11 protein-coding genes are annotated in these 14768 nt (G+C 49.2%); all 11 read right to left on the bottom strand.

Annotation, left to right across the window (positions count from 1 at the left end; translation table 11 throughout):
• Position 1: 1 nt before the first annotated feature.
• Positions 2-1138 (bottom strand): zinc metalloprotease, encoded by a 1137-nt coding sequence (locus tag IE165_RS04700; RefSeq protein WP_189625447.1) that lies wholly within the window; start codon positions 1136-1138, stop codon positions 2-4.
• Between the two features lie 7 nt (positions 1139-1145).
• The gene (locus tag IE165_RS04695; protein ID WP_189625446.1) at positions 1146-1988 is read right to left on the bottom strand and encodes a SagB/ThcOx family dehydrogenase; all 843 of its coding nucleotides are present in this window, start codon (positions 1986-1988) and stop codon (positions 1146-1148) included.
• Between the two features lie 6 nt (positions 1989-1994).
• Positions 1995-3308 (bottom strand): YcaO-like family protein, encoded by a 1314-nt coding sequence (locus IE165_RS04690; protein WP_189625445.1) that lies wholly within the window; start codon positions 3306-3308, stop codon positions 1995-1997.
• 3 nt (positions 3309-3311) lie between these two features.
• Positions 3312-4211, bottom strand: a complete 900-nt coding sequence (locus tag IE165_RS04685) for a hypothetical protein (RefSeq protein ID WP_189625444.1) — start codon at positions 4209-4211, stop codon at positions 3312-3314.
• Between the two features lie 1109 nt (positions 4212-5320).
• Positions 5321-6394, bottom strand: a complete 1074-nt coding sequence (locus IE165_RS04680) for a glycoside hydrolase family 43 protein (protein WP_229826352.1) — start codon at positions 6392-6394, stop codon at positions 5321-5323.
• A gap of 1 nt (position 6395) precedes the next feature.
• Positions 6396-7160 (bottom strand): hypothetical protein, encoded by a 765-nt coding sequence (locus tag IE165_RS04675; RefSeq protein WP_189625443.1) that lies wholly within the window; start codon positions 7158-7160, stop codon positions 6396-6398.
• Between the two features lie 20 nt (positions 7161-7180).
• On the bottom strand, positions 7181-8722 hold the full coding sequence (locus IE165_RS04670) for a RagB/SusD family nutrient uptake outer membrane protein (protein ID WP_189625442.1): 1542 nt from the start codon (positions 8720-8722) through the stop codon (positions 7181-7183).
• Positions 8723-8749: 27 nt separating this feature from the next.
• Positions 8750-11926, bottom strand: a complete 3177-nt coding sequence (locus IE165_RS04665; RefSeq protein WP_189625441.1) for a SusC/RagA family TonB-linked outer membrane protein — start codon at positions 11924-11926, stop codon at positions 8750-8752.
• 276 nt (positions 11927-12202) lie between these two features.
• On the bottom strand, positions 12203-13132 hold the full coding sequence (locus IE165_RS04660) for a TIGR01777 family oxidoreductase (RefSeq protein ID WP_229826350.1): 930 nt from the start codon (positions 13130-13132) through the stop codon (positions 12203-12205).
• Positions 13119-13958, bottom strand: coding sequence for a DCC1-like thiol-disulfide oxidoreductase family protein (locus IE165_RS04655; protein ID WP_189625440.1), 840 nt, complete (start codon positions 13956-13958; stop codon positions 13119-13121). The genes IE165_RS04660 and IE165_RS04655 overlap by 14 nt, the downstream gene beginning before the upstream one ends.
• A 64-nt stretch (positions 13959-14022) precedes the next feature.
• The gene (locus tag IE165_RS04650; RefSeq protein ID WP_189625439.1) at positions 14023-14529 is read right to left on the bottom strand and encodes a GbsR/MarR family transcriptional regulator; all 507 of its coding nucleotides are present in this window, start codon (positions 14527-14529) and stop codon (positions 14023-14025) included.
• Between the last annotated feature and the right edge of the window lie 239 nt (positions 14530-14768).

Below are 14768 nucleotides of genomic sequence, written 5' to 3'. Positions count from 1 at the left end.
ATTAAATGAAAAAATTAATCCAAATCGGGAAAGACAAAATCAATAAAAAAGACAACAGGTATACCGTGATACTAAGGTAGCAGGCCAATGCATAGGCCAGGCTTCCCCAATGTATCTTCGTGTGCTTGTTCTTGCGTATCGCTTTTACCTGCTCGTGCGCATTGGTAAAGGAGATATCCAGGTTGAACAAGTCGAGAAACACAAAGTACATGTCAGATCCGGGTGAAAACGGATTACAGTTGTAAATAATCTTGACCACCAAATTCAGGAAAATAAATGAACAAATGCCAGCGATCCAAGGCGAGCTTATCAATGCATATAGGCTCAGGCCCAGGCACAGAAAAAATAGGTCAGATGCTAGGCCCGCTAAGGCTACCTTGATCTTCGTCCATTTATTATGCCAAATAACCATATCCTCCGTCGCCGTATAGAAGATTGGTATAAATCCGTAGAGCAGCCCTAGGCCCAGCTCGTGCTGCGTGCCGCCGTTTCGTTTGTAGACGATGTAGTGCGCGAGCTCGTGAAAAAAGGAAATGACCAGCGAAATAGGGAAGGCGATCAGCAGCATCGTTAAAAACCCGATGTGGCTGAGGTTGTAAAAAACAAGAGCGAAGTCTAAGGACTGCGCGCGAAAAAGGACGAAGAATAGCAGCGTAAAAAGCAGCAGCCCCAAAAGCGCCAGCGAACCTGCGCGATACAGGGGCGCGGGAACGGGCCGCGGTGTCCACTTGATGATCTTTGTCAAATTGAAACTCCCGCCGCTGTCCAGCTTGATCCGATTTGGATTTAACTTGAGGCGCTTTAAGGCCAGAAAGATACCGTAGTTCAACAGCGAGATAAAGTTACGTTGTATCTTATATTTGGGAAACTGTTCGTAACCGCCGCGTGCAACAACAAAGGAATGGGTCGTTGCCGAGTTGATAATGGCATCCAGCACCTCCATACTGATCTCATAGTCGGCCTCGAAAGTTTCGATGATCTTTTGCTTGGAACATCCCTTGGCATAAAGTTCGATGATGCGGTATTCCATGCTGCTCATACGGAAAACCCGATGGGTGCGTTTGTGTTTCAGCACCACGACTTCCTGGCGATCGATATCGCCAATCAACAGATATTCGGTGTTTAAGCTCAGATTCATAACATGGCTACTTAACGGGTTTGCCCACGACGATGCTGATGATGGGTACTTGATCTATAGACCTGAAATTGATGATCTCGGCGATGGCATCATCGATAAAGCCCGCGCAGGGGCATGTGCCGACACCTCCCTGTGCCGTGGCGACAAGCTGTATATTGTTCAGCAGGGAGCCTGCCTCGGTGAACACCCATTTGATGCCACGGTCCAAATATTTGAAAGCCGTGCGGTTCAGTGTGCCACCCAGGATGACCACGCCGCTGGCGTTGAAGAAATCGATATCTGTGGGCACACCCTCCGTCACGGAGAAAGCATCAAACACTTTTTCGCGGAATACCGAATCAACGGTCCCATCCGATACCTTTTTGAGGCTGCCTTGATGTAGATCATAGTAATAGGCGCCCACCTCAAGCCCGTCGATAGCCTTTAGGTTCAGGTAGTAGAGGTCGACGGGATAGAGGCCTCCCGGCGAGGGGATGTTTCGGTGTTTGACGTCGTTACCATGCGCGTCGACGCGGCTGATGAACAGCGTGTTCTGCAGTAGCGATGACAGCTCGTTAAGGTTCAGTTGCTCGGTGGCCGAGAAATGCCGTATGCACTTCCTTGCCTTGTTTATCTTGTGCCAAATGCGCAGCGCTTCTGATGATTCGTATGCTGGCAGTGCCACGGTTTTCACATTGCCCAGCTCCAAGGTCGAGTTGAAGATCTCCTTCATGTAGTAGTCGCTAGACATTACGCCGGAGATGTGCATCGCATAATCTTGTACATCATAAACTTGGAGTTTGGATGTTTCGATAAAGTCGCGCGTGCAGCTCGAGATGTAATCGTTGAATAAGTTGTTCGTAAAGATCATGGCAGATTAGGGAAAAGGGTGAGGAATGTGGGTGAACAGCTCTTCGTTCTCCTCGAAGAAACCTAAAAATGGGGTATTGTAATTTCCTGTCAGCAGGTGGAACCCCGGCACGACGACCCTATACACGTGATAGCCGCAATGGCGAGCGTCGGATGTAGCCACATCAAAGGTCAGTAAATACTTGATATTCGTCGCCTTTTGCTGTATTTCTGCTTGGCCAAAGCGACTGACCTTGCCCGGGAACTGGACAAGCCTGTCGCGGTATCCAGCGCTATTGTGCAGCAGGTCCAAATAAATTGGTACGTGCTGCCGGATGTCCAAAAACTTATTATAGTACGCAAAATGCTTATCAAACTCATCTAATTTGGAGAAATCATCTTTGGCATCATCTATCCAGCCTTCTTTATTGCACAGGAGTATGGCGAAATCAATCCCCTGATAAGCCTCCAAGCAAGCTTTTGTGATGGCCTCTTCTTTGGAGAACCGCGAGGAACAGCCAATGGATATATAGGGATGGTTCTTGTACTCAAACTGCAAAAAGCAGACAACCGTTTCCACATTGGAAAACTCGCCAAGGTCATACACATCAAGCTTGACACGATCGTTGGCAAACAGGATGCGGATCTGTTCTGAGGGACATTCGCGCAGTATCGTTTGCGCGTCGTATTTGATGAAGTCGATCTTATCTTGGCGATACCACCACTGGCTGAAGGCATTGCGCTCTTCGCACTCCAAGTAGCCGCCGGCCATAGCCAAGTCTGCCGTGATATGCGCTGATAAGCCTGTCGAGGTTTGTGCCCAATAATGCTGGCTGCCGCTGAGCTTGTAGGGTAAAAATACGAGCTCTGCTGGATAATAGAAGCTTTCGTTGTGCAAGAGGCAATGCCCTTTTACCCAGTCGATCGGATCATCGGGTGCTAACCGTGCAAAGGGAAAATTAACCTGCCCAAACTGTGTTTCTTGGTAATGCCTGAGGTACTTAAAATTAACCACGTTTTCCGTTTTCTCAAGCTCGCGGTAGCTAATGCCTTGGCGCAGGATGTGGCTATGCTCACTCTGGAAAGACGCACTATAGCGCTCGATAAACTCGCCGAAGGTGGATAGTATAGCCGATTCCCTGTCAAAGGAAATGGAGCCACCGGACAAGCTGTCCAGCTGGGCGCCCACATACTGCAAGTTGCGGCCTTCGCAGGCTGTATGATGTAGTTCTTTGGGCATGAAAAGCCGGTTCGGAATAAAGTAAATGTTTCCCGATAAAAATCCGGCAAACGAGCCTGATAGGTATTTCGTAACCTCGCGGTTGGCGTTATGTGTCTTCATGTGCTACCCGTTTAATGCCCTGAAAACCAAGTGAGGGTTGCACACCTCACAATTCACGGTTTTGATGATCTTCGCCGTTTCAAACTCGTCTGTGGCAAAGTTGATGGATTTAGATTTGGCAACAATGCCGGCGGAGGTCCAGTTGGAAGCTATCAAGCGCAACAACTCACCGCCAAGCCATTCCAAAAGTGTGCGATGGAAATTGCTATCCAAAAACGAGGTCTTGGTCAACACCTCATTGTCCAGCCGGATCAGTTTCATGTAATTTTTGGGATCTGCCGTATTTGCAATTCTGCGACGGGCAAAGCATTTCAGGCAGGGGGTCTTGATGGAAGGAATAACCGCTGGTCCGAGGGTGATCGTATAGGGTGAAAAATCTAAATAGATATGCGGAATATTGCTTTCGTAAAGTTGTTGTGCCCAGTTGCTGATAGACTTATCCAAAATCGGTGTAAATAGCAAAGCGGCACAGTTTTCAGCATTGGCTAATCCTTCTAGCTGTTGAGCGGCAATTTTCACCTCCTCGCCCACAACCTCTTGCAACTTCTGCAATAGCATCTCCGTTTCATCATCGGGCAGTCCTATGATGGCTAAGTGGAGTTGTTGCGTCTCGGGCGGACTTGCGTGCTCATCTTCTAGTATCAGTATTCCATTTGAGGTCAGCCAGTTGATAATGTCATCAAAAAATCCGTCGTCAACGGTATGTTTCTCCACGATAGACTGCTGTAGTTCGTGGTAGGTCAGCTTCTTATCGTTATCCAACAATGCCGAAAAAATGTCATTCACCAAGAATACGTCTTCCCCTTCCAATACGGAAAGGTAGCCGTCGCCTCGACCGATGTAAGTGCGTTCCGCATTTTTGTAGATACTCAGATTTTTTAATGAGATGCTTTTCGTACTCATATATGCAAAATAAAAAAGGTTAGCAAAATGCATCGGATTTGAAATAGCTTTGGGGATCAGTGGCCCCAAAGCTATTAAATCCAATTAGAGGGCAGCTACCATCTCTTGTTGGTCTCCATTGTTGCAGCAGCAAGAACATGTACATGTTGTGCAAGTTGAGGTACATCTTGCGACAGAAAGTGCTGTTTCACTTAAAAAGGTCGGCATGTTTCGGTTTTCTACCTCTTGGATGGTTAAACTTAGTGTCCTTTTCATATTAAAAAAATTTACAATGGTCCTACTCTGTTATTTATTCTTGATTTGGAGAAATCAAGATTGGCTTTTCGGTTCCGCCACCATAAAGCTATATATAAAAAAATAAATAATTATTCCGAAAAATTATGTCGACACGATGTGTCGTTTTTATATTTTGTGGGATAATAACGTGAAGAACGAAGATTAGGTGACAATCCGGTAAATGGAAATTTTTTTGAATTTTTTTCGTCTAGCCGGTTTTTGTAACAATTGAAATTTAACAAAACTTTTTTAAAGAAATTATGTTAATCGTTGATTTTAAATGTTTTAACATTTTTTTAGCGGTTGTTGCGATAAGCTTTCGCCTTGCCGTTAGATCTGCTTCCGGATCGTCGTTTTGGCAGAACAGCTAGGCGCTGTATGCTATGTTTGCTACATCTATGCATTTTGGCATGGCAGTAGCGCAAAAACTGCCGATAGCACGCCGGGGTAAAATTCTAGGGATATTGTATAAATTTTATTGAAATACGCTATGTGCAGCTCCTCTAACGCGCTTCGTTTTGTATCATCGAAGCGGTGAACCACTTATGCTGAGGTTGCAAAATCCGAAGGTCTTTGTCCCCTTCGGCGTTTCCGATTTGTTTTGGGTGCCATTTCCATAAGAAACGGGTCCGTTGTGTGTTGGTAGCTCGGTTGTTGGGATATCGAGCATATCCAGCCTCCTGTGAGGTGCAACACGTCTCACAGGAGGCTGCGATTACTGTTTACCGCAGCTTTTTGGTATGCTTCCCTTTACCAATACCCAAATAGGGTGTTGGCGGGCACTGCAATTTAACTCTTGCTGGCGGATCTTTAGCAGGTGAAGTAGCCCTCTCTTACTCGCCAGCGGGCACGTCGAGAAAGGCGCCTACGGCTACCGGGGTACCAAAATTTGGCGTGCCGTCAGCATTCCAGCTAAACTTTTGCATGCGCGTGCTTCTGACATTCCCGCAACCATCATTGTTCGGGTGCGACTCCGTATTTGCATGGTAGATAATCCAGTCTTCGGTGCCATCTTTCGATTTGAAAAACCCATTGTGTCCCGCGCCGTAGGCTGTTGGAGCTTGTTTAAATACAGGGGTAGGGTGCTTTGTCCAAGAGGACATGAGCAACGGGTTTGCGCCGTTGGTCAGCTTCATCATACCCAGCGCGTAATCGTCGGTGCCACAATAGCTGGCACTGTAGATCAAAAACGTATCGCCAGCTTTGTTTTTCAGGATCTCGGGACCTTCGTTCACACGGAAGCCTTTGCGTTCCCAATCGTACTCCGGCTCGGCTATCATGACCGTTTCGCCGGTCAATGTAAACGGATTGGACATCTTGGAGATGTAGATATTTTGGGTAAGATTCCCTGAGCTGGCACCTGGCCGCCCCGACCAGATGAAAAACAATTCGCTTCCATGTTCGAAGATGCTGCCATCGATGGCCCACTGATCGGTAGGCTGTGTGATCAGCTGCCCTTTATCGACCCAGTTGTCTGTGGTCGGATCTTCATTCGCGTTTTCCAGCACAAACATCCGGTGGTTAACGTCTTGGCCATTACTCGCGGTATAGTAGATGTACCACTTTCCTTGCAGAAAGAATAATTCCGGTGCCCAAACATCCCGGCTGTTGGGGCCAGCACTGGGCGCTGTGAAAACGACTTTGCTTGCTGCAGACGACAGCTCGCTCATTTTTGCTGTTTTCCGAATTTCGATGCGGTTGCCCAGTGTTTGCAGATAGTAGTAAAAATCGCCGCGTTGCGCAACCCAAGGATCGGGAGCGGTGTTCAGGAGCGGATTTTGGAATTTTGCGGGCCCTGTCGCTTCAGGAGCTTTCGGCGTGGGCAAGTATGGGCCAGCACCCCGTTTGTCGCAAGCAAGCGCAAATAGGATAAAGCTGATATAAAGCATCTGTTTCATGATCATCATATTAAAGTTTGGAATATTCGAAATAATCTAGCTCGCCATACATCGACTGGTGGCGGATACTGATCTTATGCGGGCCTGCTTCCAGCGGAAACGTCAGATCGAAAGTCTGCCACACGTTCCAACCCCTGTTGGGGATAGCATATATTTGGGCGGTGGACTCCTGATCATCAATATAGACCTTATGGGAAGTGCCGTCAAAACCCGTTCCTGCGGCTATGCGGATGAGGTAGTCGCCGGCAGCAAGAATTTGTATGGTGGCATCGATGCCGCTGGAGGCGTTGTCGATGGCACCCACCTTGGCTTGGTTGGAGGAAGTCTGTCTTGTTTCTTGGTCGTTTGCCACGCGCGCTAAGCCGCGCAGGGTCGCATTTTCCGCTTCGATGCGGATCGGAAGCACCCTGACTTTGGCCTGCACTTCGTTGCTCTTTATCGCGTTGCCGGCGCGGTCTATTAAAACGGCGTGGAAAGAGAGCTGTTGGTCAGGGACGTTTTCCTGAACATCGTACTCGAAGGTGTAGGGGGCAACCGCTTTCTCGCCAATTTTTTCGCCGCCCTTGTAAAAGTCTACTTGTTGGAGCTGAGGCCCTCCATAGGCGCTCACTCCTTCGGCGCGCAATATGTATTTGCCGGAAGCTATCGCTACGCTGTCTGCCGATAAGCTGATCGTCGGCGGAACGGTGCTCGACGGAATTTCCTCTTCGCGTTCACAGCCACTGCAGATAAACAGCAAGCTGATCGCGATGATATAGCATAAGTTTTTCATCATTCTGTTTTTTTGATCAAATTTTAATAGCCTGGGTTCTGCGTAAGGTTTGCACTGTTGTCGATATCCGATTGTGGGATGGGATACCACTCGTGCTTACCCGGTACAAAGTTGTTAAAGTCAGGATCGCGTTGGCGCAAGGTGTTTAAGTTGTTGCTTAGCTCGCCCCAGCGCACCATGTCGAAATAGCGCCAGCCTTCGCCCGCCAACTCCAACAGCCGTTCTTTCTTGATCTGTTGGCGAAAAGCCGACTGATCCAAACCTGGCTTGGCCACCGTCAGCGTGCGCATGTTCACCCGAGATCGAACCCGATCAACATAGGGGTAAGCCGTCGCTGTCTGCCCGAGCTCATTCAAGCATTCTGCGTACATCAAGAGGATATCCGCGTAACGGATCATACGGTAATTGTTGGGCGAACTGAAGCTTTCGCCACTTTTGGAGTCATCGTTCAATAGTTTCCGAAACCATACGCGCTTATCGTTACCGCCGTAGATGGCTTGCCACACCTGGCCGTATACCATGGTGAAAGCAGGGCCGCGCTCGTCGGCGTTGTCGTAAAGGAAACTGACTGCGGCACGAGGATCCCGGCGGTCATCGATGGTTCGTTCTTCTTCGAAACTGTCCACAATCCATCGTCTGGCACCGCCATCTGCATAACCTGGCCCTGGATTCGGCGGGGCCAAGAATTTGGGAACCGAAGCACCCGTATTCAGGCTTATGCCGGGGTTGGTATCGTCATCGCCATTCTCGGCTGCGTTTTCCTTGTATTGTATTTCGTATACCGATTCCCGGTTATTCTCAGCGGTTTGCTTAAAATTGTCCGCATAATTTTCCATCAAGGCGTAATTGCCCGCGCCTTCGCCTGTCACCAACCAGTCCATCGCCGTTTTCGCTTCGCTAAACTTTCCTTGCTGCAGGTATGCCTTTGCCAGTAAGCCGTGTGCGGCTCCTTTCGTAACGCGGCCTATATCGGCGCCCGAGTAGGAGACGGGCAAATCTGCCGCAGCTTCGCTGAGATCCTGCACGATCTGCGCATAGACCTGTTCAGGTGTTGCATTGGCCGGATAATCGGTCGCCGTTAAGGGTGTCAAGACCAGTGGTGGTCGCCCCCAAAACACCACAAGGTTAAAGTAGTTGAGGGCTCGCAGAAATTTTGCTTCGGCGATAATACGTTTCTTGACCGTCTCGTTCATGGCAATCTGGGGCACGTTGAGGATGACCTGATTTGCGCGGAAATTCGCATGGAAAATGGCATTCCACGCGTCGGCACTGGTGTTATTGCTGGTAAAAGCGAAGGACATATTGTTGTTGAGACCGATGTCGCCCCCCGAGCCAAACCCTTCGTCGGAGCGTAGCAGGTAAAGAAAATGCATGCCCCGGTTGTAGTAGGAACTGCCCCTGTTGAGTGCGCTGTAAACGGAGTTTATTCCTTTGAGCGCATCACTTTCGTCTCGCCAAAAGGACTCCACGGTCAGCATATCAGGGTTAGGTTCGTCGAAATTCCGTTGACAACTGGTGCCTAGAATGGCTAATGTTGTAAATATGAATATGATTGATCTTTTCATGGTAAAGTTCTTTGTCTGTTCGATTGATTATAGCCCTAACGATATTCCAAAAGAAAATATCCTGTTCGGTGGCCAGGCTCCTACATCCACGCCGGGTTCTAGATTGGCATTGGCGCCCACTACGTCGGGATCCAATCCTGTATAGTTTGTGAGGGTGAATAGGTTTTGCCCACTTACATACACCTGCAAGGAGGGGATGTGTAAGTGTTTCAATATGCGTTGCGGCATATTGTATCCCAACTGCACATTGCTTAACCGCAGATAAGAACCATTCTCCAACCAGCGGTCGGTATCACCACGCACGTTTGAAATAATCCCTTGGTCTACGCTGGGATCACCAGCTGTATTGCTGGTGTAGGAAACGCCTAAACGGGGGAAGTCTGTCGGGTTTTCGGCTGTCCAGGGAACAATGCCACGGCGGTAGTTGGAATAGCCCATGCCATCAAAATCGCGGCGCAAATCGTTGTACAGCTTGGTGCCCACCACGCCATACAGCTGCATATTGAAGGTAAAGTTTTTGTAATATGCATTCCAGGTGACACCCGAGGTAAAGACGGGCCATGGCGAGCCAGCGTAGGTTCGGTCATCGGGGGTGATGTCGTTGTCGGTACCTCTGTCCAGCAGGTTTACGTAACGCACATCGCCCGGTTTGGCAATACCGGCCTGCGCACGGTGCGCATCAATTTCGGCTTGGTTCTGGAAGAGGCCGTCGGTTAAGATGAGGTAGTATTCGCCGATGGAACGGCCTACTTGGGTTCTGGTATTGCCGGATTGGATATAGTTTCTCGGTAAGCCCGTAATGGGGTCAATGCCCAAATTACCAAGTGAAAGTACCTTATTGCGGATAAAACTTAGGTTCCCGGAGATATCCCACCGGAACCCATCTTCGCGGGTGCTATTCGGGCGGTAGCCCAGCTCAAACTCTAAACCTTTGTTTTCAATAGACCCGATATTTGTCATGAGGCCGGGACTGCCTACACTGCCTAAGTATCCGGGAATAGGCAGAAACAGCAAGACATCGGACGTGACGGCGCGAAAGGCGTCCACGGATAGGGTGAGCTGCGAGTTGAAGAGCGCTGCGTCAAAGCCGAGGTTTAACGTTGCTTTTTCCTCCCACCTCAGGTTGGGATCAACCAAGGTTACCTGCGCACCGCCAACCTGCGTTTCCTGCATGCCTGAACCAAAAACCGCACGAGGGGCTTGGTTGACAAAACCTACATACTGGTAGTTGGACAGGTTCACGGCCCCTAAGACGCCATAAGACCCCCGTAGCTTGAAGTCGGGCATCCAGCTTACGTTATAAAAATCTTCATTGCTTAATCGCCAGGCCAGTGCCCCAGACGGAAAAAAGCCATTGCGGTAGTCTTTTCCAAAGCGGGAGTCTTTATCGGACCGGAATGTAAACGTGGCAAGATAGCGGTCGTCATAGGTATAATTCAATCGACCCAACCAAGAGTCTATGAAATTTCTGCCGCGGCTGCCGGAAGCGATGCTCTCGCCTGTTGCCGAATTGATGGTCGTAAAATATTCGTCGGCAGAGGCAAGCAAATTGGTTTTTCCGGCACCGATGCCTGTCCGACCAATGGTCTGCTGGGTGTAGCCTACGACACCATTGATCTGGTGTTTGTCGATTGTTTTATTGAAGTTTAAGGTATGCTCGAATAGATAACTTAAAAATTGCGAGCGTTCTTCATCGATCCGTGTGGGCGGGTCGATCTGGTTCCAATACCAAATGCCTTTGCCGCGCAATGCCGTATTTTTATCAAAGCTGGTTTCCAATCCTGCATTTAAGCGGTAGGTAAGCCAATCCAGCACATCGACTTCACCATACAGATTGCCCATTATCTTTACATAGTTGTAGGAAGAGTTGGTGATGTAGGCCTGTGCGATCTGGTTTCGAGAATAGGTGCGCGCATTGTTGGAGCCAATACCCCAACCGCCAGGATTGGCTTCGCTGATAAATTCCTGACCGCGGATAGGAATGATGGGCAGCATGTTAAAGGCATCGTAAAAAGGGTTTCCGCCAAAAGCACCGCCTGAAAAAGGAGATTGCCCATAGGACGAGGAGATCAAGATGTTTTCGCCAACGCGCACCCTTCCGCGCGAGCCTTCGGTGTTGATACGGAATGCCGCACGATCAAATTTTCGCTCGATCATCGTGCCTACATCTTTGAAATAAGAACCCGACATGTAGTATTTCGATGTTTCACCACCGCCCGCTATGGACACGTTGTAGTCTTGGATGCCGCCGGTGCGGAAAAGCTCATCCGCCCAGTTGACATCGGTACCGTCATAGTTTGCCACAGACGCTTGAGGCGTGTACCCTGCATTTTGATAGGCTTGGCTATTCATGGCAACATATTCGGAGCCATTCATCATATCGTACATCTTGGGCAAGTTTGTGACGCTGTATCGGGCAGAAGCGTTGACCTGCATAGGTCCCGTTTTTCCCTTTTTTGTCGTGATGATGATAACGCCGTTTGCCGAGCGTGCCCCATAGATGGCTGCGGCAGATGCATCCTTTAATACCTGAATACTCTCTATATCATTGGTATTGATGGTGACGTTCGGGTCGGAGAGCATGCCGTCGATAACATATAAGGGGCTGGCATTTCCGTATAAGGTGCTAAGCCCACGGATATTGACGACGGCCCCTTGGCCCGGTCCGCCGGAGTTTCGGACAACCAATCCGGAAGATTGCCCCTGCAAGGCCTCGGGCAGCGAGCGCGCCACCTTGGCTTCGGTGTTTCTTACGGATACCACCGAGGCGGCGCCTGTCAGGTCTTTCTTTCTTATGGACTGGTAACCAATCACGACGACCTCATCGAGGTTTGCGGCATCGGATTGCAACAGCACGTCCAATGTTTGTTTGCCTGCCGAGGAGACTTCTAAGGCCGAGTATCCGACAGAAGAGAAAATTAAGATGGCCGTATCGCTTTGCAGCGTGATGGAATAGCGTCCGTTTGCATCCGTGCTGGCCGCACTGTTCGTTCCTTTTTCCGTGACGGAGACACCTGGAAGGGGTGTGCCGCTTTGGTCAGTTACGATTCCCGTCAACACCTTCGTTTGCCGCGTGTTCAACGAGATTATTTCCCGTGGCATATGGTAACTGGATGTGTGTACCGGAGAAGCCTTCAGTGGTGCATCGGACCAAGTGATTGGTCCAGACGACAGAAGGCCGAAAAGGACTGCGAAATGTATCATGTCAACTTCAATTAGGTTTACCTAGCAAATATAGGTAGGAAGGTTTCGCTACCGATTGCCATTTCCATTCAAAAAATCAACATATTGTATCAACTTATCTGGATTTGAAATAGGAATATGGCTAGACAGTCGCATGATCGAAATTATCCGTGGCCGGGCGGCAGGAAATCCCGCAATTGAACACGACGCACAAGCCTTGATCAACCGCTTTTACCTGTTGTGAAGAAACCCTAGCCCCCACCTGGCAGCTGGGGCTGCTAACGACGTATCATCGGTTTAGCCCCGGATACGCAACAGGTCTTTTATTGCATGCTCGGCTTTAGCAAAAAGAAATGGATACCCGCTATCCAGCAGCCGCTGCGGGAGCACCCATCGGCTTTTAAGGATCAACTCCGTTTCTGTACCGATCAACGTTGCGCCAATTTCCAAAAGCCAGGCAGGGCTAGGTAGGCCGAAAGGGATCCCGATTGCTTGGCGGATATGCTGCATGAAGAAGGTATTCGTCAATGCTTCGGGTGCGGTGCAATTGATTATTCCCTGTAGGTCGTTATGCGTCAGTAACCATTCCGTACACTGGGCAGCATCCTGTTCGTGTACCCAAGAGACATACTGCTTGCCATTGCCCTGTCTGCCGCCCAAGCCACATTTGACCAAATTGAGCAGACGCGGAAATGCGCCATCGCTACGACCCAGGACGATACCCATGCGCAAGGCAATCTTGCGCGTACGAGGGGTGTCGGTTTGGAAAAATGCCTCCTCCCACTGCCGACAAACGTCGACAGAGAAGCCGTAGCCCAGCTCCCCGCGTTCTTCGTCTTGTGGACGATCTTCGGCATGCCGATAGATTGTCGCTGAGGTGATATTGATCCACAGTTTGGGTGGTTTTTGGAGATGCGTGATCACGGTTCCTAGAAGCGTGGTGGGCACGACACGCGATCGGATGATTGCTGCTTTGTTGGCTTCCGTGTAGCGGCAGTTTACATTTTTTCCGCATAGGTTAACCAAGAGATCGGCGTCTTCTAGACTAGCGGTCCATTCGCCAGCAGTGCAACCATCCCAATGCAGCGTCTTGATGTTTCCATCCGCAGGCTTGGCCGTCCGGCTGAGGATAATGACTTCGCGTGCGAGGGGACTATAATATCGAGCTAATACGCCACCAAGGTATCCATTGCCTCCGGCGAGTATAATTTTGTTATACGTGATCATATGCTGCGTATAGAAAAATGAATAAAAGAACCAGTAAACGATAAAGCACCCAAGAGATGGTGAGCAGCTGCCCCATACCCAAAAGCTTCGTTCTGCGGATGTGCTCGAGCAACATCATTGCCGCGACCAGCAGAAAACAGCCGACGTAAACCATCGGAGGGAGGGTCAACCACGGCGCCAGCAGCAGAATTGGGAGCAACAGCAAAGCCCCCGCAAGAGAGATGGTCATCATGTTGCCTAGGTAGTCCCAGTGTTTGCCCTTTTGTGCAAGGCCGATGATGGCGCTCTGGAAAAAAAGCTGCCCGCCACAGATGATATACTCGCGGTAGGACGCGCCTTGGGGCAGTAGATCGCCCATCAGGGGTACGTAGGCGGTGAGCACAGCGGATGTGATGAGCCACGTCAACACGAGGTATGCTAGGCGATAGCGTAGACGGAAGCTGGGCTGTAATTGAAAAGTATCTGCAGAAACAGGCGCTGGGATAATTACCCGGCGATTGAAGGAAATAAAGGCGTAGAGCTTGCGCATAAACCAAAGGAAAGGCTTGAAGAGCAAGATCGGCCTTAGCAGCGGGTATGATGTGCTGACAATTTTGAGGATACTTTCGATACCATAGGTTACATCGCCCGTTTTTAGATTGACCAGTGCAATTTCGTTTACCGCACGTTGCCGATCGAGTAGGGGGCAGGCGTCTGCGGGGAATTCCTGATAGGCTTTCCGACCGTCTTTATCAAGCATGCCCCTGTCTACAAATGCCTGGGTATAGAGGCGGCACATCGGACATTCGGCGTCGAATAAAATCAGGTGATCTTGAAGTGCTTTCATAACTGCGTATTTTTATTATGGAACTTTCAGTATTAAATGAAAATTATAGGCAAAAAAATATAGCTTATTTAAATAGCTTGAATAAGGAGCCCCAAAACCAATTTTCTTCGGCCTTAAACATAGTGTCCAGCGTTTTATCGACGTTTTTTGCCAGTTTATTGATGTCCGTCACGGATTTGTTGAACGTTTGGTATGCCGGGTCGTTTTGGTCACCCTCCACCTGCGTAAGCTCCTCCAAGACTTTTAATACCGGATCCAACTCCCTTTTGCGGCGCTCCTTGGCTACTTGTCGGGCGATGTTCCACGTATCCTTATCGGCGTAGAAATATTCTTTGCGCTCACCGGCCTTATGTTGTTTTTCGATCAATCCCCACCCAATCAAATCCCTCAGGGTCATATTTGCATTCCCGCGGGAGATACGTAAAGTTTCCATAATCTCTTCGGTAGTCAATGCTTCAGGAGACACCAAAAGCAGCGCATGTACTTGCGCCATGGTACGGTTTATACCCCATTCAGAGCCCAATTTACCCCAGGTTTCAATAAATTTTACCTTTGCTTCAGCTAGTTCCATAACACAAATATATGGAAGATTATTAAACTTTCAAAACATACTGAAAGTTTAATAATATTTTTTTGGTGTTTTCCGGTTGTAATTTCGTGAGCGCGGTGCATGGCAGATGGACGCATACTTTCTCGTTTTTCGGGTCGCTAGGTATCCGTACTTGCATAGTTCAGGTGGATTAAGACTTGGATAGGGATCTTATGAGCCGATTAGCACCCCTAATCGGCTCACAAAAACTCGCGCACAAC

This window comes from Sphingobacterium griseoflavum (assembly GCF_014653155.1).
Lineage (GTDB): Bacteria > Bacteroidota > Bacteroidia > Sphingobacteriales > Sphingobacteriaceae > Sphingobacterium > Sphingobacterium griseoflavum.
This window is presented reverse-complemented; position numbering and strand designations above follow the sequence as displayed.

Coding starts and splice junctions, on each gene's coding strand:
- IE165_RS04700 (WP_189625447.1), bottom strand. CDS start 1,138: ATGAATCTGAGCTTAAACACCGAATATCTGTTGATTGGCGATATCGAT.
- IE165_RS04695 (WP_189625446.1), bottom strand. CDS start 1,988: ATGATCTTTACGAACAACTTATTCAACGATTACATCTCGAGCTGCACG.
- IE165_RS04690 (WP_189625445.1), bottom strand. CDS start 3,308: ATGAAGACACATAACGCCAACCGCGAGGTTACGAAATACCTATCAGGC.
- IE165_RS04685 (WP_189625444.1), bottom strand. CDS start 4,211: ATGAGTACGAAAAGCATCTCATTAAAAAATCTGAGTATCTACAAAAAT.
- IE165_RS04680 (WP_229826352.1), bottom strand. CDS start 6,394: ATGATGATCATGAAACAGATGCTTTATATCAGCTTTATCCTATTTGCG.
- IE165_RS04675 (WP_189625443.1), bottom strand. CDS start 7,160: ATGATGAAAAACTTATGCTATATCATCGCGATCAGCTTGCTGTTTATC.
- IE165_RS04670 (WP_189625442.1), bottom strand. CDS start 8,722: ATGAAAAGATCAATCATATTCATATTTACAACATTAGCCATTCTAGGC.
- IE165_RS04665 (WP_189625441.1), bottom strand. CDS start 11,926: ATGATACATTTCGCAGTCCTTTTCGGCCTTCTGTCGTCTGGACCAATC.
- IE165_RS04660 (WP_229826350.1), bottom strand. CDS start 13,132: ATGATCACGTATAACAAAATTATACTCGCCGGAGGCAATGGATACCTT.
- IE165_RS04655 (WP_189625440.1), bottom strand. CDS start 13,958: ATGAAAGCACTTCAAGATCACCTGATTTTATTCGACGCCGAATGTCCG.
- IE165_RS04650 (WP_189625439.1), bottom strand. CDS start 14,529: ATGGAACTAGCTGAAGCAAAGGTAAAATTTATTGAAACCTGGGGTAAA.